18 protein-coding genes, 3 tRNA genes and 1 pseudogene are annotated in these 25,573 nt (G+C 34.3%); 14 read left to right on the forward strand and 8 right to left on the reverse strand.

Features of this window, described 5'->3' with window-relative positions; all coding sequences use genetic code 11:
• Positions 1 to 73 precede the first annotated feature (73 nt).
• A tRNA-Lys gene (locus tag DF185_RS15185) sits at positions 74 to 146 on the forward strand.
• A gap of 39 nt (positions 147 to 185) precedes the next feature.
• Positions 186 to 258 (forward strand) — tRNA-Lys (locus DF185_RS15190).
• A gap of 319 nt (positions 259 to 577) precedes the next feature.
• On the opposite strand, the gene DF185_RS15195 is transcribed toward DF185_RS15190, so the two are convergent.
• Positions 578 to 1,321, reverse strand: a complete 744-nt coding sequence (locus DF185_RS15195) for a DUF6261 family protein (RefSeq protein ID WP_110361616.1) — start codon at positions 1,319 to 1,321, stop codon at positions 578 to 580.
• 901 nt (positions 1,322 to 2,222) lie between these two features.
• Here DF185_RS15195 and DF185_RS15200 point away from each other — a divergent pair.
• From DF185_RS15200 to DF185_RS15210, 3 genes are all read left to right on the forward strand, one after another.
• Positions 2,223 to 3,563: a hypothetical protein gene (locus tag DF185_RS15200; protein ID WP_110361617.1), complete on the forward strand. Its 1,341-nt coding sequence runs from the start codon at positions 2,223 to 2,225 to the stop codon at positions 3,561 to 3,563.
• Between the two features lie 154 nt (positions 3,564 to 3,717).
• Positions 3,718 to 4,485, forward strand: a complete 768-nt coding sequence (locus DF185_RS15205; RefSeq protein ID WP_133250048.1) for a hypothetical protein — start codon at positions 3,718 to 3,720, stop codon at positions 4,483 to 4,485.
• A gap of 123 nt (positions 4,486 to 4,608) precedes the next feature.
• The gene (locus DF185_RS15210) at positions 4,609 to 5,262 is read left to right on the forward strand and encodes a hypothetical protein (protein WP_110361619.1); all 654 of its coding nucleotides are present in this window, start codon (positions 4,609 to 4,611) and stop codon (positions 5,260 to 5,262) included.
• Between the two features lie 203 nt (positions 5,263 to 5,465).
• On the opposite strand, the gene DF185_RS15215 is transcribed toward DF185_RS15210, so the two are convergent.
• Both DF185_RS15215 and DF185_RS15220 read right to left on the reverse strand, forming a co-directional pair.
• Entirely contained in the window at positions 5,466 to 7,823 is a 2,358-nt protein-coding gene (locus tag DF185_RS15215; RefSeq protein WP_110361620.1) for a TonB-dependent receptor, read from the reverse strand.
• Positions 7,824 to 8,004: 181 nt separating this feature from the next.
• Positions 8,005 to 8,811: a LytTR family DNA-binding domain-containing protein gene (locus DF185_RS15220; RefSeq protein WP_165836044.1), complete on the reverse strand. Its 807-nt coding sequence runs from the start codon at positions 8,809 to 8,811 to the stop codon at positions 8,005 to 8,007.
• A gap of 448 nt (positions 8,812 to 9,259) precedes the next feature.
• Between DF185_RS15220 and DF185_RS15230 the strand changes: the two are divergent.
• Positions 9,260 to 10,371 (forward strand): annotated as a pseudogene (locus DF185_RS15230) (PocR ligand-binding domain-containing protein); the annotation flags it as partial.
• A gap of 24 nt (positions 10,372 to 10,395) precedes the next feature.
• Positions 10,396 to 11,280 (forward strand): ATP-binding response regulator, encoded by an 885-nt coding sequence (locus DF185_RS24215; protein ID WP_369073413.1) that lies wholly within the window; start codon positions 10,396 to 10,398, stop codon positions 11,278 to 11,280.
• A gap of 33 nt (positions 11,281 to 11,313) precedes the next feature.
• Here the strand turns inward: DF185_RS24215 and DF185_RS15235 are convergent, their stop codons facing one another.
• Positions 11,314 to 12,681 (reverse strand): thioredoxin-like domain-containing protein, encoded by a 1,368-nt coding sequence (locus tag DF185_RS15235; protein ID WP_110361624.1) that lies wholly within the window; start codon positions 12,679 to 12,681, stop codon positions 11,314 to 11,316.
• Between the two features lie 218 nt (positions 12,682 to 12,899).
• On the opposite strand from DF185_RS15235, the gene DF185_RS15240 reads away from it, so the two are divergent.
• The 6 genes from DF185_RS15240 to DF185_RS15270 all read left to right on the forward strand — a co-directional run bounded on the left by DF185_RS15240 (position 12,900) and on the right by DF185_RS15270 (position 19,658).
• Positions 12,900 to 12,972: transfer RNA gene (locus tag DF185_RS15240), tRNA-Lys, on the forward strand.
• Between the two features lie 454 nt (positions 12,973 to 13,426).
• Complete coding sequence (locus DF185_RS15250; RefSeq protein ID WP_110361626.1) at positions 13,427 to 15,247, forward strand: HAD-IIIC family phosphatase; 1,821 nt, start codon at positions 13,427 to 13,429, stop codon at positions 15,245 to 15,247.
• A 152-nt stretch (positions 15,248 to 15,399) separates the two neighbouring features.
• Positions 15,400 to 15,966: an RNA polymerase sigma factor gene (locus DF185_RS15255; RefSeq protein ID WP_110361627.1), complete on the forward strand. Its 567-nt coding sequence runs from the start codon at positions 15,400 to 15,402 to the stop codon at positions 15,964 to 15,966.
• Between the two features lie 103 nt (positions 15,967 to 16,069).
• On the forward strand, positions 16,070 to 16,618 hold the full coding sequence (locus DF185_RS15260; protein ID WP_110361628.1) for a hypothetical protein: 549 nt from the start codon (positions 16,070 to 16,072) through the stop codon (positions 16,616 to 16,618).
• 54 nt (positions 16,619 to 16,672) lie between these two features.
• The gene (locus DF185_RS15265; RefSeq protein WP_110361629.1) at positions 16,673 to 17,734 is read left to right on the forward strand and encodes a hypothetical protein; all 1,062 of its coding nucleotides are present in this window, start codon (positions 16,673 to 16,675) and stop codon (positions 17,732 to 17,734) included.
• Positions 17,735 to 17,885: 151 nt separating this feature from the next.
• On the forward strand, positions 17,886 to 19,658 hold the full coding sequence (locus tag DF185_RS15270) for an aminopeptidase P family protein (protein WP_110361630.1): 1,773 nt from the start codon (positions 17,886 to 17,888) through the stop codon (positions 19,656 to 19,658).
• A gap of 31 nt (positions 19,659 to 19,689) precedes the next feature.
• On the opposite strand, the gene DF185_RS15275 is transcribed toward DF185_RS15270, so the two are convergent.
• The 4 genes from DF185_RS15275 to DF185_RS15290 form a co-directional block, all read right to left on the reverse strand.
• Positions 19,690 to 20,100 (reverse strand): secondary thiamine-phosphate synthase enzyme YjbQ, encoded by a 411-nt coding sequence (locus DF185_RS15275; RefSeq protein WP_110361631.1) that lies wholly within the window; start codon positions 20,098 to 20,100, stop codon positions 19,690 to 19,692.
• A 251-nt stretch (positions 20,101 to 20,351) separates the two neighbouring features.
• Entirely contained in the window at positions 20,352 to 20,792 is a 441-nt protein-coding gene (locus DF185_RS15280; RefSeq protein ID WP_110361632.1) for a hypothetical protein, read from the reverse strand.
• Positions 20,793 to 21,253: 461 nt separating this feature from the next.
• Positions 21,254 to 21,679, reverse strand: a complete 426-nt coding sequence (locus tag DF185_RS15285) for an arsenate reductase/protein-tyrosine-phosphatase family protein (protein WP_110361633.1) — start codon at positions 21,677 to 21,679, stop codon at positions 21,254 to 21,256.
• 63 nt (positions 21,680 to 21,742) lie between these two features.
• Positions 21,743 to 22,972, reverse strand: a complete 1,230-nt coding sequence (locus DF185_RS15290; RefSeq protein WP_110361634.1) for a dipeptidase — start codon at positions 22,970 to 22,972, stop codon at positions 21,743 to 21,745.
• Between the two features lie 180 nt (positions 22,973 to 23,152).
• Here DF185_RS15290 and DF185_RS15295 point away from each other — a divergent pair, with 180 nt between their 5' ends.
• Complete coding sequence (locus tag DF185_RS15295; RefSeq protein WP_110361635.1) at positions 23,153 to 25,561, forward strand: TonB-dependent receptor; 2,409 nt, start codon at positions 23,153 to 23,155, stop codon at positions 25,559 to 25,561.
• Positions 25,562 to 25,573 lie beyond the last annotated feature (12 nt).

Here is a 25,573-nt window from a genome sequence, read left to right on the forward strand (position 1 = left end):
TGTTGGGGTCCTGGGTTCGAACCCCAGAGGGATCACTTAAAGACAACCAAAGTCTTTCAAATAAAATCAGGATGATTCCTTAGCTCAGCTGGTAGAGCACAACACTTTTAATGTTGGGGTCCTGGGTTCGAACCCCAGAGGGATCACTTAAAAGACAACCAAAGTCTTTCAAATAAAATCAGGATGATTCCTTAGCTCAGCTGGTAGAGCACAACACTTTTAATGTTGGGGTCCTGGGTTCGAACCCCAGAGGGATCACTTAAAGAAATGAAGAGTTATCGAGAATATCGGTGACTCTTTTTTTATGAAATAAATTTTAGAGATAACTCTAAGATGCTTATGCTCTCTCTCCTATTCAGAATTATCAGGTTTTAAATTGGTCAAAAAATAAAAAACCTCCTTTCATAATAAAAAGGAGGTTTAGTCTTAAAATAAATGCTGTTGGTATAAAAATTATAGAGGATAGATAAATACTGACAAAATGGTTTTATTTTTGTCATAAGCCGAGGCCCTTAATTCCCTTATAAAACTTTTGCGGGTTTAACACGAGAATTTCTGGAGCCTCAGCTTTTTTTATTTATGCCTCTTGTTCTTCTGTTTGTTCTTCTTTAGCGTTTTCGTTTTTAGTAGTGCGTGATTTCACTATGGTTTGATAACGCTGTGTACAATCGTTAATGAAAGCTTCCATCTGATCGTACTTTTCGTTAGGAGCAATTCGATTCAAGACCTCAATGCCCTCGAACAATTGCTCGCAACTAATTCTTAAATCTTTGTACACTTCTAAAGTGTCGTAATCGTCTTCCGATGATTCAGCAACGGTTTTATCTTCCTGCAGTTTCAAATACTCTGCATTATCATCAACCATATCCTGATACCAATCGGTAGCAGATAAGCCTGCTATTAAACTGGTATTTTCAGCAGAGCTGAGTTCTTTAACCAAACTGGCCATTTTAGCCGATTGATTTGCTCTACCCTTTGTATGCAACGACCAGCCGTGAGACCTGATTATTCTCAATAAACTTTCTGCTTTCTCAGCAAATGTTGCATCCTTACGATGAGAACATGCTTCAACCAGATTACGAAATGCAAGGAAAGACTCATCACGACGATGATCTTTTCCCTTGAGTAAATGTGTAAACTTACTTGAACGAGCACGGTTCGATACCTTAACAGCCACCTCGTACCTGGCTGTAAACTGATCTATAACAGATACAATTTGTAATCCTTCCTTATCTATCGATTTTAGATAAGTCGAAATTTCACCGCAATAACTTAAAAACTCGTTTAAGTGCAACTTCGAAAAATTCATTTGTTCTATCATATTCTATTTTTTATGATGTGAACCAACAGCATTATTATTAAACCATTATAAATTTAATTTATTTTGTAAATCAAAAAAACTTTTTTAACATTTTTTACCAAAGCACCTAATCCTTTTATATATAAGGAACAATACAAACCCTCATAATTTTACCACTCAAAATTTAATTTACTTAAAAACACCACTATTCTTACCTATCGTAAAATACAAGCACAAGCTCTTAGAATAGAATCTCCCGAATTTTGAATCATTCCTTTGCTAAAAGAAAGCCAAGAAATAAGCTTTTGAAACAACAATCGCTTCACCTAATTGAAGAGATTGTTGTTTATAAAAATGAGTTCCTGAACCAACTCAGGAGATACTTTTTTGAGAAAACAAGCACCTGAACCAATTCAGGAGGTACTTTTTTGGGAAAATGAGCTCCTGAACCAATTCAGGAGGTACTTTTTTGGGAAAACGAGCTCCTGAACCAATTCAGGAGGTACTTTTTTGGGAAAACGAGCTCCTGAACCAATTCAGGAGATACTTTTTCGAGAAAACAAGCACCTGAACCAATTCAGGAGGTACTTTTTCGAGAAAACGAGATCCTGAACCAATTCAGGAAGTACTTTTTTGAGAAAACAAGCACCTGAACCAATTCAGGAAGTACTTTTTTGGGAAAATGAGCTCCTGAACCAATTCAGGAAGCACTTTATTAAGTAATACCAATTGTTTATTTTGTTTCGCAATTATTGTTTTATAAATTCACAAGATTGATTTTAAAGAGGTGCACAATACACCCCAAATAGGTCAGTATTGTGCACCTTTTTAATTTGAGATAAGAAAAATAAGTGCACTAGTGCACATTTTAAAAGTTATGTGCAAGCCTAAGTGAGGCCCCACATTCAAGAGGGACATTAATATGAAACTAAAAAATTGTACATATAGTCAATGGAAACAAAACCATGAAGAAACTCATAAGGACAAAATCTTTAGAGCTCTTTATCCATATACAATCTTTCAGCAAATCTTATTTGATGAGAAACTTGTGGGACAAGTTCAAAAATTCGAGTTTCAGTTTTCCTATTATGAGGCAATTCTGAATAAGATAGAATTACAAGAAAATGGAAGGTATAGAACCACATTATCAATAAAAACTCAACATCTAACAAACTCTACTAAATGGAAAAAAAGAGCTTGGAATGAAAAATTCCAAATCGTGTACGAAAAGGATTATAAGTTTATTACTGCTTTTACAAAGAATGAAGATACTTCAAAGGATTATTTAAAAAGATTTTTCAAAGGAAAGTTTAGTAAAATAACTGCCAATAAATCCTTACCTATTTCAGATTTATTATTGAAGGCTCTTTCTCTTCAGATTGCAGAAAATATTCTTGGAGTCGGTGATTTTGATAAAAGGTATGATTTCCTTTCTCCAGGAATTAGAAGTTTAAAAATTCCAAAATCATTTAATAAAGGAGCTAAAAAAGTTCCTTGTATTTATCCTCTATTCTCACAAGGAAGGGAAACGTGGGTATTTTGTTCTTTTGATGAAGAAAGAGCCCATAGGTTAGCATATTTTAATTGCAATCAATGTAAGAATCTTTATGTAATCTATTGTAATCCGACTTATACCAGACATTTTAGGTGTAAGCATGAAAATGTACATGTTCTTTCATTATTTGAGTTTTCATATTTTAATACGAAAAAATTATCAAACGAATATTCAGAACAAATAAGATTCTTACAAAATCATTTAAACGCAATTGAAGAGTACCCTATTGAAGATTTACTGGATAAAATTAAGAATCCAGCACAAAAGGACTACGAAATATTCAAATCTGAATTAATGGAGGCGTTAGGTATTATGAAATTATTCCCAACTACTTCAAACGAATTATTTTTATTTCTTTCTGCTATGAATCTGTTAAATGCATGGATAAATAGAAGTCGTAAATCAAATTCTTCTGAGAAGCTTTTTAGAAATATGTATTTCTTTAAGACATACCTTAGCGATACTGTTACTCGAATTTTAGAGAGCAAATCACTAATGGGTTCTTCCATATTCATACAGGACGATTTGGTAATGATTAATATTAATGAATTCACATTTAGCTTTCATAATTTACCATCAAATAATATTATAGCTGAATTCATAAATAGTGAACAAAACATAGAAATTGAATGGACTGGTAAAAGACTTCAACCAATTTCACCATTGGTTTTTAGATTAGCGAAACAGAGAATAAAGGCTAGCACATAACAATGTATATATAAAATAGGCAGAATAGTATTAAATTAACGGGGTGTAGCCCGCTTCAAAATCGTAACGGTTTGATAAGTTTGAAGCCCGCAACCGCCTACTTTGCATATACTAACCGTTGTGCAACATATCCGAACATCACATAAACATTGAAATGAAAGTCAAAATATTCAATTTTCTGTTTTTAATGATTCTATTCGCTTCTTGCGATAAATTTTCCCGTGAAAAATATCCTCAGTTAGCTTCTAAAACAGAAAGTTATAAATATATAAATAGTTGCTATTCTGCTGAATTTGAAAATATAGACAAAATTCCAACTGAAATGCAGAATAAAATTACTTCTTTTTTAAAAAGCAGATTAGGAAATAAAAACTTTAAAGAATTAGAATTTAAAAGTGGTTATGTCCTATCAGACAAGCCAATTGAAATAGAAAGAACAGAAAGCGAAAGTAAAATCTTAGCACTTCTTGGTCAAGACAAACAAAAGGTTGATTGCGACACAATATTAGATTTTCCAATTTACTCAGTTGTTTATGAGCTAAAAAAACCTGAAATCGGAATTGAAATAATTGGACTGAATTTAATGCTTGACAGAAATGGAAAACTGATTAAAGACATTGATTTCCCAAAAGCAGAATTTGCTGATAAAATAATACCAATAGATTCTGTACACTCGGAATTAATTCGTAGAAAAATCCCATATAAAAAACTGAATATCGACTTGTGGTTTGACAAAAGAACCGAATCTTTTGTTTGGTCTACTAATACATTAATTCGAGAAGGAAGTATAGCTGGACCAAGTTGTTTTCCAGAAGTTTATTACCATTTTAAAATGAACGCAAATAATGGTGAAATAACAGAGTTTGATATTGAAAAAACAGAAGAATATTTTTTTGGAAGTGATAATCATTACGTTGAATAAAAATACGTTGCCCCCAGCTACCGCGCGAATCCTTTCGCGTGGTACAGTAATTAAAGTCAAACAAAAGGATTCGTGCGACAGCAGGGTGCACATCTTTGTAATAGATATTAATATTAAACCAATATGAGAATTAATTATATTACATCTCTTTCTTTATTGCTATCCTTTTTTCTTTTCTCTTGCTTAAGAAACAATAAAATATCGACATTAGGATATCAAAAGGATTTAAAGCAATTTCCAACTGATTTGGTAAATTTCTTTCCTAATCCTGACTCAATTAATGGAATATATTCAACCTCAAAGAATGTTGATATAACCAGTGAATGTATTTTTTATATGTTTTATGATTACAAAGCAAAAGACATATTGAAATTCAAAAAATATGCACAAGACCAATCCATTGGAAGTTATTTGGCAACAGACTCTTTATTAATTACGATTAAAAGGAGAACAATAATAGACTGGGATAATTCGAAAAAAGTTTATTATAAAAATCTATTTAGAAATAATACACAATATTATCCTGTGCCATTTTTTGAAGCAAATGATAATCGTGGATATATTGACATTGACGCTAATGATATTTTCTCAAAGGAGAATATTTCTGGCCTTTCTGATAATTTTGTTTTTTACATTTTAGATAGTAAATCAGGACAATTTTGGGATGGATTAAAACCAAACAAATACATGCCAGAAAGTTGGAAGAATGGATATACAAAAGGGATTTGCATTAATGAGAAAGAAAACATGACAATACATTGGTTAATTATTTGGTGATATTATAATAAATAACACCAGCTCCAGCTACCGCGAAAATCCTTTAGCGTGGTTCTATAATAAAGTCACACGAAAAGATTCGTGCGACAGCGGGGAACAACACAGTAAAGACGTAACAGTGCTACGTCCCTACAAGACATCTACAATTGCGAACACCCACATTTATCAAATGATCTAACAAAGATGCAATGCTACTGCCATAATTAAAATCCTTTCCCCTGGCTTCCCTCCTCTACTCTATTTTGTCTTTCAATTTTGGCTCTCTGTTTTCCCCATTTAAATTGATAGCTAGCCTGAAGGCGAATAAAGAAGGTGGACACATGCACCTGTCCTTTTGTATAGGAATAATAATCCTCCCCCTTGCTTCTCACTCCTGAAAAAGTAAAATCTTTTTTCAATGGAATGGCTGACGAAATCCCAATTTTTATCCCACTTTTAAACGACTGATTGAGGGCTAAGATATAAATGGCATCGCTAAAGCGTTTGTTCTGCAAATCGTATGTGGGACTGTTGTACTGAAAAATTACAGAGGCCGACAAATTATCATTTAAATTCACTCTCGAAGAGCATCCAAATTCATATCCCGAACTATTCTTTTTTACAATTCCCAACTGTCGGGCCTGTTGATTCGGGCTATCGTACCTCCTGTATCCTTTCAAATAGGGAGTAAAACCAATGGATTTACTCAAACTAAGAGCTGCGCTAATTTTGAATCCGAACTCTCTTCTTTCAGCCAAATTGGCAATATTATATTCCAACAAGTTGTCTTGATTCACAAAAGCATGTTTTTGAATCACATCATTGAATAAATCATGGTAAAGCTGTGTAGAAAGGTGACTCTTTCCAATAGAAACTGAATGTTTCAGGCTAAATTGATGATGAGATGCCGGAATCAAATCGTAATTTCCTCGTTTGACACTTATGGGATCAATGCTTGTTGCCACCGGCGACAACTGGTAAACATGCGGACGCCTCAAACTTCTTCTGTAGTTCAGCTGTAAGTTTTGTTTTTTAGAAAATTGCCAGCCCAATTGTACATTAGGAAGGAAAGAGGTTTCTTCTTTTTTCTCACCAAAATCTAGGCCTGTGTATGCATACTCGCCTCGTAATCCAACGCTCGCGTTCCACTTCTTATTGGCATATGAAAACGCCAGGTAAGCCGCATGAATATCTTCCTGATATCTGAATTCAGAGGAATTTCTGTCCTTCATGTCACGCAACTGACTTTTCCAACCTGCATCCATCTTTATTTTTGATGTAAGCCGAGAGGTATAATCTATGCGAAAACCCACGAACTGATTGTGTGGCTTTACACCATTTAAGCTTGTGCTTTCCTGATTGTCATACAAAATGGAATTCTCTCCTCGCAATCGAAAGTAATTCAAATCAAAAGCGATCTCACTACCTTTTTTGTCAAACAGATGCTTGTAATAGGTGGAATAGTGGGACAAGGTGTAGTCGTTTTTCTCCAATCTATCCCTTGTATCTCTTACATCATTAATTCCTTCGGTGTTTAATTCCATATTGGCTGTACCTTCAAAACTTTGAGTCTCCGGACAAATAAAAGCATACAAACTAAACTGATTTTGAGAATCGAGATAATAATCGGCTCCCATATTGATATTGTGTTTCCAATTTTTTTGTCTCAAATCCAAAATGGAATAGAAAGTTTGCAAGCCTTGTTTGGTGTTCACCATTTTGATATTTTCTTCTGAATTGTCGAAATACCTAAGTTTTCCACTGTAGGAAGTATATAAATTTAATTTCCTGTTGTTGTAATTCAATCCAAAAGTTGGGTCCAGGAATATTTCCTGTGCATTGGTAGGAATTTCGGAGAAGATATGTCCGCTCATTCCCTCCTCTCTTTTCTTTAATGATACATTGATTACTCCGGTAATATGCGCATCGTATCTGGCTCCGGGATTTCGTATGATTTCTACCCTGTCAATTTGTTTGGCATTCAATTGTTCCAAGTATTGCATATCACGTTCTTTTCCATCTACCAAAATTTTAATATCTGCACTCCCTTCCAGGCTGATATTCTTCATCAAATCTACCTGAACACCCGGAAGATGTGTTAGGATGTCAACACCTGAATTTGAGCTGTTGTAAATTTTCTTATTCATAAAAAAAGTTGTACCTCTATCAGATGTCTGTGCTTTCCTTCGTTCTGCCACAATCAATGCCTCTTGCATGTGGATGCTTTCCTGCCTTAAAGGAAAAGTTCCCAAATCACACTTGCTTTGATTGTCAAACTGGATTTGTAACATTCGCGTATGATATCCAATAAAACTGATTCGAAGCAAGTAATTTCCTCTTTTTACTTTACTGATTTCAAAATATCCATCCTGATTGCTTGTTGTGCCTGTTATCAACGAACTATCTGCGTGATGATGCAAGGAGATGGTGGCAAATGCAATGGGTGCATGATCCTTCTGATCGCATATTACCCCATACATCATCTGCTTTCCTTCTGCATGTAGCAATTGAATTTGAACTATTAGAAGAGTAAAAATTAATATGATTGACCTTTTTATTTTCGATTGATCGTAACAATTCATGTTTCCTGACTGGTTTAATTTTACAATTGATATTCATTGCAAAGTCAGGGAATAAATGCTCAAGAGACAAAATTGTGGTACAGACATCACAGATTTGTGACAGGGAACAAATCCATTATCTGCTACATGTAAAACTTGTTACGAATGGCAATTAATTGTGACAAATGGTTAGCTGAGATCTTTAAAGATCTTGTTCTATTTTATCGTACATGGCAACATGTTGTCTGGAAACAGGTAATTCTGCATCCGCTCCAACAAGCTTTAAACGATACCCAGAACTGTTCCCCTTCTTTTGGTTTACTTTTTTTAGATTCACAATAAAAGCTCTGTGTGTTCTCATAAGGTATGGGGTTTCGCTCAATTGCTTCTCTATATCTCCTATCGAGTTTCGCACCATCTCCTTTTCGATATGATTACCTATAAGAAAATAGAAGGCCACATAATTCCCATTCGATTCTGCATACAAGAATGATTCCGGATCGAAGCTAATGTCTCCTTTTTTTAGTTTTGAATTGATGTGTACTGACTCACTTTTCTTTTTTTGACGGTCATCCTCGTCTGGCTTTGTTTCATATCTTCCGGCAAACAAATACCTGCTATTTTGAATGGTAAAAAGCAAGTAGGGAAGCGTACCCAAAATAAGCGTACTCCTTACAGAATCAAGAAAGGTGTATATATTCCATCGCCCCTCAGTATTTTCCATTACAAAACCAAAGAAGTAATTCCACACTCCAAGTATTAGAAAAAGTATAAACGCAAATGCAATTTCTTTGAAAAAACTCCAATTTGATTTGTATTTAAAATTGGGAAGTAATTTCAACATTCTAATGGTGAAATACAGAGGTGGCATTAAAGCCAATAGGTAAATTGCCATAGTTAACTCATAACTAAATGGGTCTGAACTATTGGTATGTCGTGGTTTATACAGAATGGTAAAAAGATAACAGAATACTGCAACAATTAGAGTTCCAATAAGTGGCTTACGCAAAATGTAATTTTGTGGAAATTTTTGATTGAGCCAATTAAAAGTCCGAAAGTTCATAATCAGGAATAGTCGTTTATATTTTACAGTAAGTAAAGGTAAGTATAATATCAGAAAATGGATAAATTCATAGCTGTATTAAACTTCGTTTAGATCCAGCCAATCTTCTTTTTGATATTCTCATGCAAAATATAAGCTATTCACAAGTATACTTACTTTTCCTCTATTAAGCATTTTTTAGTATTTTAGACTAAGCTGGAAACCTTACTATTATGCCACCCCTATGATGCGAAAGACGGAAAGAGAACTGCGACAAGAAATTTCGGACTTGAAACAGAAGAACCAACAATTGCAGGAGCAGATTGATTCGCTTCAAAGGATTAATGAATCCGAAATTAAGGACGATCATTTTACTTTCTCGGATCTGATTAACACCAAAATGGTGCAAGAGCTAATGGATCAGTTCTACACCTTAACAGGATACCCCATTGGCATTATTGATGTAGAACACAATATTTTAGTGGCAACCGGATGGCAACCCATTTGTACTGATTTTTATCGGATAAACCAAGAAAGTTGTCAACTGTGTCACGAAAGTGATTTGTTCATTCAAAATCATCTGCAAGAAGGAAGGTTTGTTGAGTACAAATGTAAAACGGACTATGGGATATTGCACAGCCCATTATTATTGATGGCAAACACATGGCCACCATATTTTTAGGTCAATTCTTTTACGATGATGAAGCAATTGACGAATCCTTCTTTGTGAAACAAGCCAAGAAGTATAATTTCGACGAGGAAGTTTTTGTTCAATCGGTAAAGCAAGTTCCCCGATTTACCCGCGAAGAGGTAAAGAAATTAATGACCTATTATGCCCAATTTGCGGAGATCTTATCCCTTCAAGGTGTTCTTAATCTTAAGAACCAGAAAGAAATTCGCCGTACTTTGAATAATAAAATGGCATTGCGACGTAGTAAGAATCAATTGTACTCTGTAATTGAAGCCATTCCAAGCCCCATATTTGTAAAAGATTTAAATGGTGTAATTACGCTTTGCAATACCAGTTTTGCTGAAAAAATAAACTCTACTCTTGATAATATCATTGGCAAAACCGATTTTGAGATCATCCCGGAAGAGTTTGCTTTGCACAATCAGAAAATGGATCAGGAGTTGATCCAAAACCCTGGCAAACAAATATACACCACCAAAGCCATACTTAACGATGGTTCGGAGCATCATGTTATCATGTACAAATCGAGCTTTACCGACGAAAACAACAAAACAGCAGGTATTGCCGGTATAGCTGTTGAAATTAGCGAGCAAATCAGAATCAAGAAAGAACTCGAAAAGGCCAAAGACAGAGCTGAGCACAGCGATCGTTTAAAATCGGCATTTCTGGCCAATATGTCGCACGAAATACGAACACCTTTGAACAGCATTCTTGGTTTTTCCGAAATGCTAAAGAATCCTGTATTAAGTCAATCGAAAAAAGACAAATTCATCGATATTATTCATACTTGTGGTGATCAACTGCTAACCATTATCTCGGACATTATTGACATATCAAAAATTGAGGCGGATCAAATCAGTATGGAAACCGAAGATATTGAACTAAACGAATTGACTGATTCCTTATACCATGTATTCAAAACAACGGCGAAAGAAAAAGATCTAAAATTCAGCAGGTCGAAACATGCTCCACAAATTAAAGTTGGTATTAAAGGCGACGAAAGCAAAATCAGGCAAATATTAATGAATTTGTTGGTAAATGCATTCAAATTCACCCACCAGGGAGAAGTGTCATTTGGGTACTCTCTGGATAATGATCATTACACTTTGTTTGTAAAAGATACTGGCATTGGAATCGCTCCCGAATTTCAACATCACATATTCGACAGGTTCTACCAAGTGCATAATGATGACATGGTACAAAGTGGAACTGGCTTGGGATTGGCCATTACAAAAGGCTTTGTTGATTTTATGGGCGGACAAATTGAACTAAAATCGGAAATAAATGTTGGTACGGAATTCAAAATAACCCTTCCGTTGGTTCAAGCTAAAGAAGTCATTAAGCCGGAAAACCCCAAAGAGCAATCGAACTACAAATGGAACGACATGACCATTTTAATTGCCGAAGATGAAGAGAGTAATTACATGTATTTGGAGGAAATTTTATCGCCAACAGGCTTAGATATCATTTGGGCAAAAAATGGAAAAGAAGCGGAAGAGATTTGCAAAGACAATGATAATATCAACCTGATTCTGATGGATATTAAAATGCCGATAGCCAATGGTTATCACGCCACAAAGCAAATCCGTAAGTTCAGAAAAGATGTGCCAATTATTGCTCAAACCGCTTATGCCTTATCACACGATCGTAAAAAGGCCATGGATGCTGGTTGCTCCGATTACATTACCAAACCCATCCTTTCGGAAGATTTGTTTAAACTCATCAAGCAACACATAAGAGCATAATTCTGGGAAAACACAATTTTAGAGTGAAGTCTTTTATTTAAATAGCTCAATCAACTTTTGTTCCAATTGAAAAAAGGTTTGAGGCAATGCGATGGTCTTCAAGGAAGAATCGATTAAAAACATGCTTGGTGTAACAAATGTATTTAACTGGCTCGCCACAGTTCCCTGTAATCCATCAGTATCACATGAATTGATCCACGGATAAGCTCCATTCATTACAGCAGATTTCCAGAAATTCAAGTTACTATCCAAAGAAACGGCTACAACCTCTAAACCCAATTCTTTATACGTATAATATATCTCTGAGATTTGTGTTAGCATATTCACACTATGCTCGCAACTCCCCGACCACACAATTAATAGCGTTACCTCACTATTCACATTGCTTAAATTCTGTACTCTCCCATCGTTGGTATGGTACAAAGGAATATCAGGTACTTGCCAACCTTTCGAGATGCTTTTAAAATTATTGATTCTGCGCTTTATGGTTTTGGTATTCAATACATATTCGCAAGTATTTAGAATACGGTAGGCATCACTAACAATGTGGTATACTTCGTAATATTCCTCTTCCGGGAAACGATTCATCAGGTAGTTGGCCATGTATTTTTGTGATCCTGGATTTAGTTCCGTCAACCAGAACAAATTGCCTATGAACTCCTTAATTTCTTTGTAATTTCCATTACTGATTAAGTCATTAATTTTTTTTGCTTTTAAGTACTTCGCTACTTTCTCGTAATAAACAGGTGTACCCGTTAGCTGTGAATCGGAAAAGGCAAAATAATCGAAGAAGTGCTTCTGGTAATAATCATCAGCCTTTGGGCCTTTTAGTTTTACATCAGGAATCAACTCTTGCTGAGCCAGGGCAAAACGTGCCGACCAATCATCAATGTGTGATCCCCACAAATCACGAAGTAAATTGCGCTTCGATTTTTTAAGCTTTTTAAATTCCGAATGCTTCTCTTTAAATAAGGAGTCCTTCTCATTTAAATTCAGCAAATCTTCTCGCAAATCCTGAATCGATTCATTTAAGATTGAGAATTCCGAAAGGTAGTATTGGTATTGATAATTTTCATCATTGTCTTGAAACTGCAACTCTCCATCTTCCATAGAACCTGACAAGGAAAACCAGAAATTCGTTCTGTCAATTTTAAAATCAATCTTATTGTTCTTATTTGCAATTCGATAAAATCCTGGATCGCCCTCCCAATTGAATCGAATGATACCATTATAATCAACCTTAGCACTATCTACAATAAAAACTCCCCCATCATCACCGCTTAAAAGCAAAAAATCTTCACCTTTATAATCCAACATCTCCCCTTTCAAACTCATTTTATCTTGTCCAGTGGCCACCAGCGATAATAGAAAAAACAGGATTGTAAGTAGTTTTGTATACATATAACAAAATAGCTTATTATTTATAATTTCACTTGTAAGTAAACGTAAAGGTACGTAATCAAATTATGCAAAACCATAATTATATTTTTTTTGTCGGCAGTAAAAACACAGAAAAACCATAACATCAAAACAATCAATCATTAAGCTGATCATCTCAATTTCATTTGCTTTTTGATTTATTTTTAAAAATTCAATTTTTTCAGTAATTTAGGAATCCCGATTCCTTAGCTCAGCTGGTAGAGCACAACACTTTTAATGTTGGGGTCCTGGGTTCGAACCCCAGAGGGATCACTTAAAAAGAATGAGTTATCGAAATGTATCGGTGACTCTTTTTTTTTGAAGTGCCGCCAACAGGGTGAGAAGTTTATCCCGAGAGTAGCGGTAGCGGATTATCGGGAAACCCCAGAGGGATCACTTAAAAACGAGAGTTACCAAAATTTTGGTGACTCTTTTTTTCTGAATGTCTTGAATAGCTTGAATAATGAAAAAGTAGAAAAGTGGTAAAATTCCGAAGCCATTTCAATTTAAGTACCTTTAAGTGGTTCCCGTTCCTCATTCATACAATAGCAAGATCACAAAAATCCTTCATTTCTGTTAATGATTCTCATTTTATCAGTAATTATTAAGCTGTTCTATACCTATTTTGATCAACCCTCCTATTCTCCTCATGAACAACACTTTAATCGATTGTTATTTTTATTTATTCTATATAAATTTAGAGTAAACTAACAATTAACTACACAATATGGAATCAATTAAACTGGTAATTTGGGATTTGGATGATACATTTTGGAAAGGCACTTTATCGGAAGAAGGCATTATTCCAATAGACAATAACATTCAACTGATTAAACATCTAAGCTCGAGAGGAATTATCAATTCAATTGCTTCTAAAAACGATTTTGAAACGGCTAAATCCAAACTGGTTGAATTGAAGGTTTGGGACTACTTCGTATTTCCGCAGATTAATTGGAATCCTAAAGGCAATAACATCAAACAAATTATCAGTTCGGCTCAGCTTCGTCCTGCAAATGTTTTATTTCTCGACGATAATCATTTAAATCTGGCTGAAGTAGAATTTTACAACAAAGGAATTCATACCAAAGAACCTGATTTCATCCAAGAAATTAGCAATCACAAAGCTTTTACCGGAAAGGATGATACTGCACTAAGCAGATTGCAGCAATATAAAATCCTTGAAGAAAAAGAGAAGGAAAAAGAGCATTTCTCAGACAATATTCACTTTCTGGAATCATCGGATATTCACTTAGCGATTATAGAAAATTTAGAACCTATAATTGATCGAATTCACGAGCTCATTAACCGAACCAACCAAATCAACTACACCAAGAAAAGAATTGATAAGCACGAATTGGAGGCATTGCTAATTAATCCTGATTATGAATGCAAAGCTGTAAAAGTAAAAGACCGCTTTGGAGAATATGGCATTGTAGGCTTCTATGCCTTGCATAAAATTCAAAATCATCTAGAACATTTTCTATTTTCTTGCCGATCGATGAATATTGGTGTAGAGCAATATATGTATGCCAAACTCAATTTCCCTAAATTAAAACGAGTTGGAGATGTTACGGTTGAATTAAATTCAAAAGACCAACCACACTGGATAAAGGAGGTTGACGATTGGACTAAGGATGATCGGAACCATGATTCTTCATCGACCAAAATACTATTAAAAGGGGCATGCGATTTAAGGCAAATGGCGCATTATTTATCGTATAAAGATTTGGAAGTAGATACTGAATACAATGACGTAAACCAAAACAACCACCCCATTCCCAAAGCACATACCGAAATTCTACTACAGTCGGAAAGTCTGGGCAAAGAAAGTAAGAATTACCTGATTGCTTCCTTTCCTTTTCTGGATCCACATGTTTTCGACACAGAAGTGTTTTCTAATAATTACGATATTTTAGTCTACAGTTTACTTATTGATTATACAATGGATTTGTACCAGTCAAAATCGTCGGGAGTTAAAATTCCATATGAATCCTATTCCGATTTTGTAAATGAAACGAAAGCTGAATTTGTTGCTCGTTGCAAAAAACACGAATTCAAAAATATGAATGAAGCTTTTTATGATTTTTTCAGCTCTGAATATGATTTCATTGGACAGATTTCTGAAGATCAGCTGATCAAAAACCTCGAAACCATTCGAAAAAAGGTAAAAAAGCCAATCATATTTATCAATGGTGCCGAAGTTGACACTCCGATTACCAATCAATCTGAATATGGTAAAGCAAGAGCTCGTCATGAAAGAATGAACAAAGCTTTAGAACAATTCTGTAGTTCACACAAAGACACCTACATTCTTGATGTAAGAGAATTTATTACCGAATCAGACATCAATCATAGCATTAGACATTACAAAAGGTCGGTGTATGAGCACATGGCTAACCGACTCATCTCTAAAATTGAGAATATCAATGAGCAAAAACTGGAAAGAAATGAGTTTGAATACCAATTTAAACGCAGCCTGAAAATTTTTAGATCAACAATAAAAGAATTTACAAAAATTATTCTTTCCCGTGCAAGTACATTTTTTTAATCATCAATTACATCAATACCTGTTATTTACAAAATATTCTTTCCTCAACACTATCTTGGTATCTCTTTTTAAATTATATTTATTCTCGTAAATAATTAAAAAGACATGCAACGCATGATTTCCGCAATCGTCATTAGAATAGAAATTGATTAATGAGCTCATTGTACCAAAACATTCACCAGGATTTAATTGAGCTTTGCGGAAAGAACGACCCCAAAGCACAATTTAAGATTTATAAATTATACTATAAGGCAATGTATAATTCGTCTTTGCGAATCGTAAAAGACGAATCGGAAGCCGAAGATATTATGCAGGAAGCGTTTTTATCAGCTTTTAAAAATATCAAAAAGTATAAAGGTGAAGTTAGCTTTGGTGCCTGGTTAAAACGAATCGTAATTAATCGTTCTTTGGATAGCTTAAAAAAGAGAAAGCTTGAACTTTTCCCATTGGAAGATGAGTTATACAAGCTAAAAGAAGAGGAAAGCAGTTATGAAATTGAGGATACCAAAGAGCAAATTGATATCATTAAAAAAGGGATAAACCTGCTACCAACAGGTTACCGTATTATATTGAATTTGTACTTATTGGAAGGATATGATCATGAAGAGATCGCAAAAGTTATGAATGTAAATGCTTCAACTTCAAGATCACAATTTTTGAGAGCCAAAAAGAAACTGATTCAAATATTAGAAAAAGAGAAAACCAAAAAATTGCTGTAAACCGTTCTCTTATTGCCGTTAATACCAAATGACTACACCACCATGAAGTATTAACATAGAAAAAAGAAGGTTACGTACAACAATTCGAATAAAACTTGTATGTATGAAAGAATTGGAAAAAGTACTTAGGGAACACAGGGAAGCATTCGATGATCATGATCCTGGGAGCGATCATTTTGAAAACTTTCTTGGAAAATTGAACGATGAACAAAAAAAGAAATCTCTATTTGGGATGTCAAGACTTTTAAAAGTGGCAACAATAGCTATTTTTGTGGTCATTTCAGGGATTACTGGATATCAGATTCGTAAAATGCAATCTCCTGTAGAATTAGGACTAGGAGCAATATCTCCGGAATATCAGGAAGTTGAATTGTTTTACACATCGAATATCGACAGCCAGTTGAGGATGATTGAGCGAATGGGAAGCTTTGATAACAAGGAGCATCAAAACATTTTATCAGAAGAACTGAAAGAAATGGATAAACGCTACAATCAACTGAAACAAGAATTGAAATTGCATCCTGATGATGACAGAGTGATTCAGGCTATGATTGAATATTACCAGGTAAAAACCAATATTTTAAACAGAATTATTGAGCAATTGTACCAGGTAAGAAAGCAAACAAAAACAAATCTGAATGTCTCGGCATAATTCAGAAAACAACCACTAATAACAAGAATTTAAAAGCATAAAAATAGAACAACGATGAAAGCATTTAAATTTAAATTTTCGGCTATCCTACTGATTTTAGTTATGGGATTTGGATTCAACTCCTTTGCTACGGATGAATACGAGAAAGAAATTATCGAAGTATTCTCGGCCAAGCAAGGAACTGAATTAAATATTAGCAACAAATATGGTGATGTTGACATCCATAATTGGGAGAAAGATTCTGTTTCGGTAAAGGTTTTAATTACCATTGAAACTACCAGTGAGGAAAAGGCAAAGTTACTTTTCACCAATATCGATATCAATATGGATAAAATTGGTGATGTAATTAAAGCAGAAACCAGAATGTCGACAAAGTTTAAAACTGGTAAGAAATTCAGTATCGATTATGAAATTTTTATGCCAGAATACATTAAACTAGATGTAGTCAATAAATTTGGAAATATCTTTATTCAATCGCTTAAAGAAAAAGCTAACATTAACCTAAGCTATGGAAATCTAAAAGCAGAAAAGCTTCTATATCCAGAAGAAAAACCTGTAAGTACTATTAACCTAGCTTATGCAAAAGCGACCATTGAAGAGTGCAACAGAACCAAACTTACATTAAAGTATTCGAAAATGAATATTGGAACAAGTAAGACACTAATTGTTGTAAGTCGTTATTCTAAACTGCACTTGGATAATAATGAAACTGTTTTTGCAGATTCAAAATATGATGCATTCAACATTGTGAATACAGATATATTTAGAGTTAATATGGGACAATATTCAGATTTTAGAATTGAAAATGTGAATAAAGCATTGGAATTGACTCTTAAATATGGTAATTGTAAAATCGATAATGTTTCCAAAGATTTTGAAAGCATTAAAGTGGATAACCAATATGTAGCAAGTAGAATTGCAATTGAAGCAGGTGCTTCGTATTCACTTGAAGCTGAAACCAAATACTGCGGTATCAACTATCCTGACAATGCCGAAGTAATTCAAAAGATCGTTGACAATTCGGAAACCTACTTAAAAGTAATCGTAGGAAACTCAACCGATCCTAAAGGAAAAGTAAAAATTAACAGCCAGTATGGAAATGTTAGTTTAAGATAATAAAATACAATTCGAAGAAGCCTCTTTTTCTTATGAGAAAGAGGCTTTTTTTGTATAAAATTATATTTTACGTGACATTTTTAAGCTAGGAATCGTCTCTATTCCTTCATATTATTGTAATTTTATGGCCTAAACAATAACAAACCTAAAAATGACTATTGCCGAAAGAGTAAACGCATTGCGTTTTCTAATGAATGAAAAAGAAATTAACGCTTACATCATTACCAGCTCAGATCCACATATGAGCGAGTATGTTCCTTACCGATGGACTAGCCGCCAATGGATTTCAGGATTTACCGGATCGGCAGGAACTGTAGTTATCACCGAAAATAAAGCTGGTCTTTGGACCGATTCCAGATATTTTTTACAAGCCGAAAAAGAGTTGATTGACAGTGGAATTGAGCTATTCAAAATGGGAACAGAGAATACTCCTACTCCATATCAGTGGTTAAGCTCAGAACTGGATACAGATGCAAATGTTGGATTTGATGGAACTTGCTTTTCAGTTGCCGAAACACGCAATTTAAAAAATAGCTTAGGCGACTTAGGCATTCATATTGTTGAAGAATTTGATTTAATCGATGAAATTTGGGAAGATCGCCCAGCACTGCCTAATGGAGAAATCTTCGATCATGATTTAAAGTATTCTGGTAAAACCAGATATGCCAAGCTAACAAAGCTTCGGAAGAAAATGGCTGAATTGGATTGCAACTATCATTTTGTTGGGAGTATGGATGATGTTGCGTGGATTTTCAATTTACGTGGAAGCGATGTTGATTACAATCCGCTGGCATTGGCATATGCTCTTATTGAAAAAGAAAAGGCTACTATTTACTTAAACGAAGATAAAGTTCCGGAAAGTTTAGTTAAAGATTTGCTGGAAGATGAAATTGAAATAGCTGGTTACAATAGCGTTTTTAATGATTTAGAAGAAATACCAGGATCTGCCAATGTTCTTTTGGATATTAACAGAACAAACCTAAGAATCTTCAATTCCATTTCAGCAAACATCATTGAAAGAGAAAACCCAACCCAACTTTTTAAAAGTACTAAAAATGATGTAGAAATTGAAGGTATGAAGAATGCCATGAAAAAAGATGGTATAGCCTTAACCCATTTCTACTATTGGTTGGAAGAAAATCTTGGTAATACAAAAGTTACCGAATTCACGGTAATGGAAAAATTAAAGGAGTTACGCTCTCAACAAGAAGGTTTTGTAGGTGAAAGTTTTGGAACCATTTGTGGCTATAAAGCTCATGGAGCACAACCACATTATCACACAACCGAAGAAAGTAATGTTGAGATTGAAAAAGAAAGCATTCTTTTAATTGATTCTGGAGCTCAATATCTTGATGGAACAACGGATATTACCAGAACTATTCCTCTTGGAGATTTAAGCGAAGAACAAAAGATAGATTATACCTTGGTGTTAAAAGGTATGATGCAATTGTCAATGGCAGTTTTCCCTGTAGGAACACGTGGTTGCAACATTGATGCTTTGGCACGAATGGATTTGTGGAAAAACCTGCGCAATTATGGTCATGGAACAGGTCATGGAGTTGGTTGTTTTATGAATGTGCACGAAGGTCCTCAAAGCATTCGACAGGAACTGAAAGATCAAGCTATTCTTAAAGGAATGATTACATCAAACGAACCTGCATTGTACCGAGATGGGAAATATGGAATTCGTCACGAAAACCTAATTCTTTGTAAAGATGCTGGATCATCGGAATTTGGTGATTATTTGGAGTTTGAAACCATCACACTTTGTCATTTCGAGACCAAAGGCATCATTGTAGAATTACTAACACAAGAAGAAAGATACTGGCTGAACAATTATCATCAAAAAGTATACGATATCCTTTCTCTGGAATTGGATGAGAAACACAAAGCCTGGTTAAGAGAAAAAACACAAGCTATATAAAGAAGAAACGCCTCGAAATGAGGCGTTTTTTTTATGAATATATCGTAACAACAATTTTACGTCGTCCTCCTCTATTTCTAAATTCACACAAATAAATTCCCTGCCAAATTCCCATATTTAATTGGTGATTTGTAATGGGAATTGTTAATTCCGTTCCCATCATTGAAGCTTTTACATGTGCAGGCATATCATCAGAACCTTCGAAAACATGAGTATAATATGGTTCATTTTCTGGCACCAAATGATTCATGATTGACTCAAAATCATCACGAACCGATGGATCTGCATTCTCATTAATGGTCAATGCTGCAGATGTATGTTTGATAAACAAGTGCATCATTCCAGTTTCTGGTAAATCAGGTAAATTTCTTCTTATTTCTGAGTCAATTAAGTGGTATCCTCTCGAATAAGCAGGTAAAGTGATTTCTGTCTGTTGAATCATTATTGGTTTATATTTTCTTCAAAAATTAATATGCATGCTAAATTAGAAATTCGTGTAAGGAATAGCAAGTATTCAACTATCGGCTTCAAGCATGAAACAAAAACTTAGAAGCATTTAATTTCCAATAGCGGTCTATTGATCAAGGTCAAAAGAAATTCCCGGCTTTGAATTCTGCTTCGATGGCAATCATGCAAAATATTCAAAACCGGGAACCGCCTTACTTACCTATTGATATGCTAATCTACTATATCTTAATGTCTGATCCTTGCTTTAATCTTTACAGGATCGGAACTAAATATCTCTTTAACACGAGCAATCATTTGATTCTCGGTCATATTATCTTCCGATTCAATTTTTCTCACTCTATCATTAAGATTGGTATGCTTATTAATATGCTTTGCTAGATGCACTTTTGTTTCGGCTGGTCCAAACAAGTATATCTCCTCTGCATCCTCCAGTTTATCGCTAATACTTTCAAAATATTGCTTGAACTGATGTCTGCGTCGGTGAGTCATTCGCTTTGCTGGATTAATAAACTGATTCCCCATTCGGGAATAAGCCTTTGTTTCTCCTTTAAAACGTACTCTTGTTTCAACTTCCGATTCAATTGTTTCTACCTGGCTATTGCCATTTTCAAGTGTAATAATGTAGGCTTTTTCGGTATCTAACCAAACTCCAATGTTTTTTTTCATCTTCGCCTCCTTTTATATGAATAGATTCTAAAAAATAAATTGAACTGCTTAATTCTTTTCAGGACTTAGAGAAGGTTTACTCCGATCGGTTTCCAGAAAAACATCTATAATAATATGGAACATTACAAAGGTCATAAAATATTGATTTTACATACATTAGAAGTCCAATCGGATCTATTTAAAATTACGAATAAATCACAGTCATGTCAAGCAAGTTAGTAAAAAACAAAGCTTATTCAGACAAAATAAATGTGATGAAAATAAAAATGTTTGAAACTCAATTTCAAAGAAGAAATTGGCGAATCAGAATTACTTTTATCTTGTTAAATCATCCAAAATCAAATGGATGAGCACAAAAAAAAGAGATCCATTAAATGAATCTCTTTGTAAGTTTAACACATTGCACTTTATCAAAGATATGTGCTATGTAAATAAAATATATTATCAATAAATCTGTTAATTTATGATACAATCTGAAAGCGTTCCTGTACAAAAACAAAGCAAGCATCGTCAATTGCATTGCAAACCGCATTGTAAGCTTGTAGTTTTACCTTCTCCTCTCCCTCAATTGTAACGGGATTTGGTACATCAAAAACTTTCACTTCAGGATTTCCCTTTAACTCAGGTATACTACTCGAAAACTCTTTATCAAAACACAATACATAGTCAAAACTATCCTCTTTTAAATCGCTCAAAGCTTTCGATTTGTATTCTGGAATGTCCATAACAGCTTCGGCCATCGCTTTCTGTGCCAAAACACTAATTACTCCCTTCTCTAATCCGGCACTCCAAACTTTTAGATGTTTTTTACCATAGTAATTCAGCCATTTTTCGGCCATTTGTGAACGCGCTTCGTTCTTCTCGCTTATTACTAAAACTTTCTTCACAGGTTTCTATTTTTTGTCAATCAGAGCAAAAGTAAAAATTATTCAGTCAATTTTTTGAATCATTTAGGCTTTTACTTTCTCAGCCAAATCTTCAACTCGTTTGAAAACTCTCATGAAGTTTCCACCCCAAATTTTATGAATATCCTCTTTAGAATAACCTCTCTTTAGCAACTCTGTCGTAATATTCATCATCTGGCTTACATCGGCACAATCTTTCAAACCGCCGCCGCCATCAAAATCTGTTCCTATGCCAACGTAATCAATTCCAATTATTTTTACAATGTGATCAATATGATCTACCGCATCAGCAACTGTTGGTTTTTTCTTAGGATAATCTATTTGCAATTGTCTCCATTCTGCCCAAATTTTCTGTTCCTCTTCCTTGGTAATTTTTCCCAATTTTCGATAACGCTCACGCAATTCCATTTCTTTCTTGTAGCGTTCACTATTTTTATCAGGAGCTTTTACGTAATCATCCAATATGCACATTTGAATCACTCCTCCATTTTTAGCTAAAGTCTTCAGCATATCATCCGTTAAATTCCTTGGGTTATCACAAATTGCTCTTGCACAAGAATGTGATGCTATAACCGGACTTTTTGATAGTTTAATCACATCATAAAATGAGCTATCAGAAATATGAGAAACGTCAATTAATATTCCCAATCGATTCATTTCCTTCACTACCTCTTCACCAAACTCGCTTAATCCATCAAATTCTGCACCATGCTTATCTGTTGAAGAATCGCAAATATCATTATTCGATGTGTGACACAGTGTAATGTAACGTACTCCCTTCTTGAAATATCTTTCTACTTCCGATAGTTCAGTTCCAATTGGAAAGCCATTTTCCAAGCCAATATATATTGCTCTTTTGCCTTCTTTTTCCAAGCGATATCCATCAGCTACATTTAAGGCCACCTCCGCCATTTCCGGATATTTATCACATGCTGCATAAATCGAATCAATCAATTCATCTGCCTTTTCTCTGGCAAACAGAATGTTTTCAGCGGTTCTTTCTCGTTGCGATGTAAAAGCGGCAAAAAAGATTCCATCTAAACCACCTTCCTTCATTCTTGGAAAATCAACACAACTTCCACCTCTTTTGTAGGCATGATATTCACTAATATTAAAATCCTTATTCAACAAATGATATGGAGTATCAACATGGGTATCTATTGTGAAAGCATGATTGTGAATATCTACAGCTTTTTCTTCTTGGGTCTTACAAGAATTAAAACTAAAAAGCATAATCACACTTACCATCAAAAGCATATTACTTTTAACAAACATGATTTTCGAAGTTTAAAGGTTAGTAAAATGTAAAGATAAGATACTTACTTAAAACAGTAAGTTATTGAAGTGTTAATTGGCTGATTAAATTTTTATGCAAAGTTTCTTATTTCTGTCTTTCCTTTGTATATTGGAACTTCTGATTCATTTGGAACCTAAATCTTGTTAAACGAAAAACTCATGCATCAAACTCTTTATAGATCAGTTGTTTTCTTTATTCTTCTGATCCCTTTTTATAGTATTGCTCAAAACACCAGTAAAATAACAGGTAAAGTAACCGATACCGAAAACAATCCCATTAAGGGGGCTCACGTAAAAATAGTTGAAACAAATATTGCAACCAGCACAAATAAGAATGGAAGTTTTGAGTTAGCAATTGATTTTGATAAAAACTTCACGTTAAAGGTTTCACATGTCTCTTTTCAGGATTATGAATTGCCAATCCGACTTAAAAAATCAGAAAATAAGACATTAAATATCAAGTTAAAATTAAAAGAGCAGGAAATTTCTGAAGTTACTGTTGAAACAGATAAGATCATTAGGGATAAAAACATTTCAATTGATAAAAAGCATTTGAAACAAATTCCTGTTAGCAGTAGTGGAGCTGTTGAACAGATTATAAAAACACTACCAGGGGTAAGTTCCAATAATGAATTGAGTTCACAATATTCGGTCAGAGGGGGGAATTTCGATGAAAATTTGGTTTATATCAACGAAATAGAAATTTACAGACCCAATTTAATTCGTTCTGGTCAACAGGAAGGCTTAAGTGTAATCAATCCTGATTTGGTTTCATCAGTTCAATTCTCATCTGGTGGTTTTGATGCCAAATACGGTGACAAACTATCTTCTGTTCTTGATATCAAGTACAAAACTCCAACTGAATTTGAAGCTTCAGCCGAGTTGAGTTTAATGGGAGCATCTACACATTTTGCCAATGCATCGAAAAATGGAAAATTATCATACATGGCTGGATTGAGGTATAAAACCAATCGTTACTTGTTAAATTCTTTGGATACTAAAGGTGAATATGAACCTAATTACACCGATTTTCAAGCGCTAGTTAACTACAAATTCAATTCGGCATTTAGCATGCACATTTGGACTAGTTTTAGTCAAAACAAATACAATTTTGAACCTGAAAACAGGAGTACATCATTTGGAACCATTAGTGATGCATTAAATCTTGACATTTATTTTGATGGCAACGAAAAAGATGAATTCAATTCGAACATTCAGGCAGTAACGTTTAAGTATCATCCCAATTCTAATTCTTTCATTCGATTAATCGGTAGCAGATACGAAAGTATAGAAGAAGAGAAGTATGATATTATGGGACAATACTATCTGAGTGACTTATTTGTATCGCAAGGAGGATCTCAATCAGAAAGTGTTGAAAACTTGGGGATCGGAACTTTTATTGATCATGCCAGAAACAAACTCGATCAGGAGGTTTATAATATGGACATCAAAGGAGATCACTCTTTTAATGATTTATTCCTACAATGGGGAGTTGGGATTAAAAAAGAAGATATTACCAATCAAATTAATGAATGGCAATATCAAGATTCTGCTGGCTATTCAGTTCCTGTATCTGACAGTGAAGTTTTGTTGGCTTACAATCGCAATGCTAATAATAAAATTAATTCCAAGCATTACAAATCATTTGTGCAGACAACTCAAATTTTGGAAACTACAAAGGGAGAACTACAGCTTACAGGCGGACTTCGTTACCATTACTGGGATTACAATAGTAAAGGATATTTTTCGCCTAGAGGATCCATTCACTATATCCCAATCTGGGAAAATAAAGTAAAATTTAAACTATCTGCAGGTCTTTATCAGCAAATTCCATCGTATCGAGAAATGTTAATGATTGATGGAAACATTAGTCCTAATGTAAATATCCAAAAGGCAATTCACTATGTTTTAGGTCAAGAATATTACTTTAAAGCATGGAATCGTCCTTTTAAATTTTCAAGCGAATTGTACTACAAAGATCTTCTTTCTGTGACTCCTTATGACATAGAAAATGTTCGAATTCGATATTATGGCGATCAAAAGGCAGAAGGATACACAACAGGATTGGATTTGAGAATTAATGGCGAATTTGTTCCTGGAACAGAATCTTGGGCCAGTTTATCCATCATGAAAACGGAGGAAAATATAAAAGGAGATGAAAAGTCATTTATTCCACGCCCTACCGATCAAAGATTTAATTTCTCCATGTTCTTCCAGGATTATTTACCAAACAATCCCTCTTACAAAATGCATCTTGCTTTATTCTATGCAGGCAAACTTCCTGTTTGGACTCCTAAAAGAGGTAAAAATGGTGGAAACTTTAGAATGCCAAACTATCGCAGAATTGATTTAGGTTTCTCGAAAGTCTTAGTAGATAAAAAATCAATAAACAAAGGTTTGCTTCGTCATTTTAAATCCATGTGGATTGGCTTAGAGGTATTTAATGTTTTAGATATCAACAACACGGTTTCCTACCTTTGGATTAATGATATTTCGGGAAATCAATATGCTATTCCGAATTATCTTACAGGACGTAAATTGAATGTAAAACTGAGTGCGAAATTCTAATGAAATCCTTTA

The organism is Marinifilum breve (assembly GCF_003202155.1).
Classification (GTDB): domain Bacteria; phylum Bacteroidota; class Bacteroidia; order Bacteroidales; family Marinifilaceae; genus Marinifilum; species Marinifilum breve.

What these genes read in the sequence shown, in the direction of transcription:
- DF185_RS15195 (WP_110361616.1), bottom strand. Translation starts at nt 1,321, where the DNA reads ATGATAGAACAAATGAATTTTTCGAAGTTGCACTTAAACGAGTTTTTA.
- DF185_RS15200 (WP_110361617.1), top strand. Translation starts at nt 2,223, where the DNA reads ATGAAACTAAAAAATTGTACATATAGTCAATGGAAACAAAACCATGAA.
- DF185_RS15205 (WP_133250048.1), top strand. Translation starts at nt 3,718, where the DNA reads ATGAAAGTCAAAATATTCAATTTTCTGTTTTTAATGATTCTATTCGCT.
- DF185_RS15210 (WP_110361619.1), top strand. Translation starts at nt 4,609, where the DNA reads ATGAGAATTAATTATATTACATCTCTTTCTTTATTGCTATCCTTTTTT.
- DF185_RS15215 (WP_110361620.1), bottom strand. Translation starts at nt 7,823, where the DNA reads ATGAATTGTTACGATCAATCGAAAATAAAAAGGTCAATCATATTAATT.
- DF185_RS24215 (WP_369073413.1), top strand. Translation starts at nt 10,396, where the DNA reads ATGGAAACCGAAGATATTGAACTAAACGAATTGACTGATTCCTTATAC.
- DF185_RS15235 (WP_110361624.1), bottom strand. Translation starts at nt 12,681, where the DNA reads ATGTATACAAAACTACTTACAATCCTGTTTTTTCTATTATCGCTGGTG.
- DF185_RS15250 (WP_110361626.1), top strand. Translation starts at nt 13,427, where the DNA reads ATGGAATCAATTAAACTGGTAATTTGGGATTTGGATGATACATTTTGG.
- DF185_RS15255 (WP_110361627.1), top strand. Translation starts at nt 15,400, where the DNA reads ATGAGCTCATTGTACCAAAACATTCACCAGGATTTAATTGAGCTTTGC.
- DF185_RS15260 (WP_110361628.1), top strand. Translation starts at nt 16,070, where the DNA reads ATGAAAGAATTGGAAAAAGTACTTAGGGAACACAGGGAAGCATTCGAT.
- DF185_RS15265 (WP_110361629.1), top strand. Translation starts at nt 16,673, where the DNA reads ATGAAAGCATTTAAATTTAAATTTTCGGCTATCCTACTGATTTTAGTT.
- DF185_RS15270 (WP_110361630.1), top strand. Translation starts at nt 17,886, where the DNA reads ATGACTATTGCCGAAAGAGTAAACGCATTGCGTTTTCTAATGAATGAA.
- DF185_RS15275 (WP_110361631.1), bottom strand. Translation starts at nt 20,100, where the DNA reads ATGATTCAACAGACAGAAATCACTTTACCTGCTTATTCGAGAGGATAC.
- DF185_RS15280 (WP_110361632.1), bottom strand. Translation starts at nt 20,792, where the DNA reads ATGAAAAAAAACATTGGAGTTTGGTTAGATACCGAAAAAGCCTACATT.
- DF185_RS15290 (WP_110361634.1), bottom strand. Translation starts at nt 22,972, where the DNA reads ATGTTTGTTAAAAGTAATATGCTTTTGATGGTAAGTGTGATTATGCTT.
- DF185_RS15295 (WP_110361635.1), top strand. Translation starts at nt 23,153, where the DNA reads ATGCATCAAACTCTTTATAGATCAGTTGTTTTCTTTATTCTTCTGATC.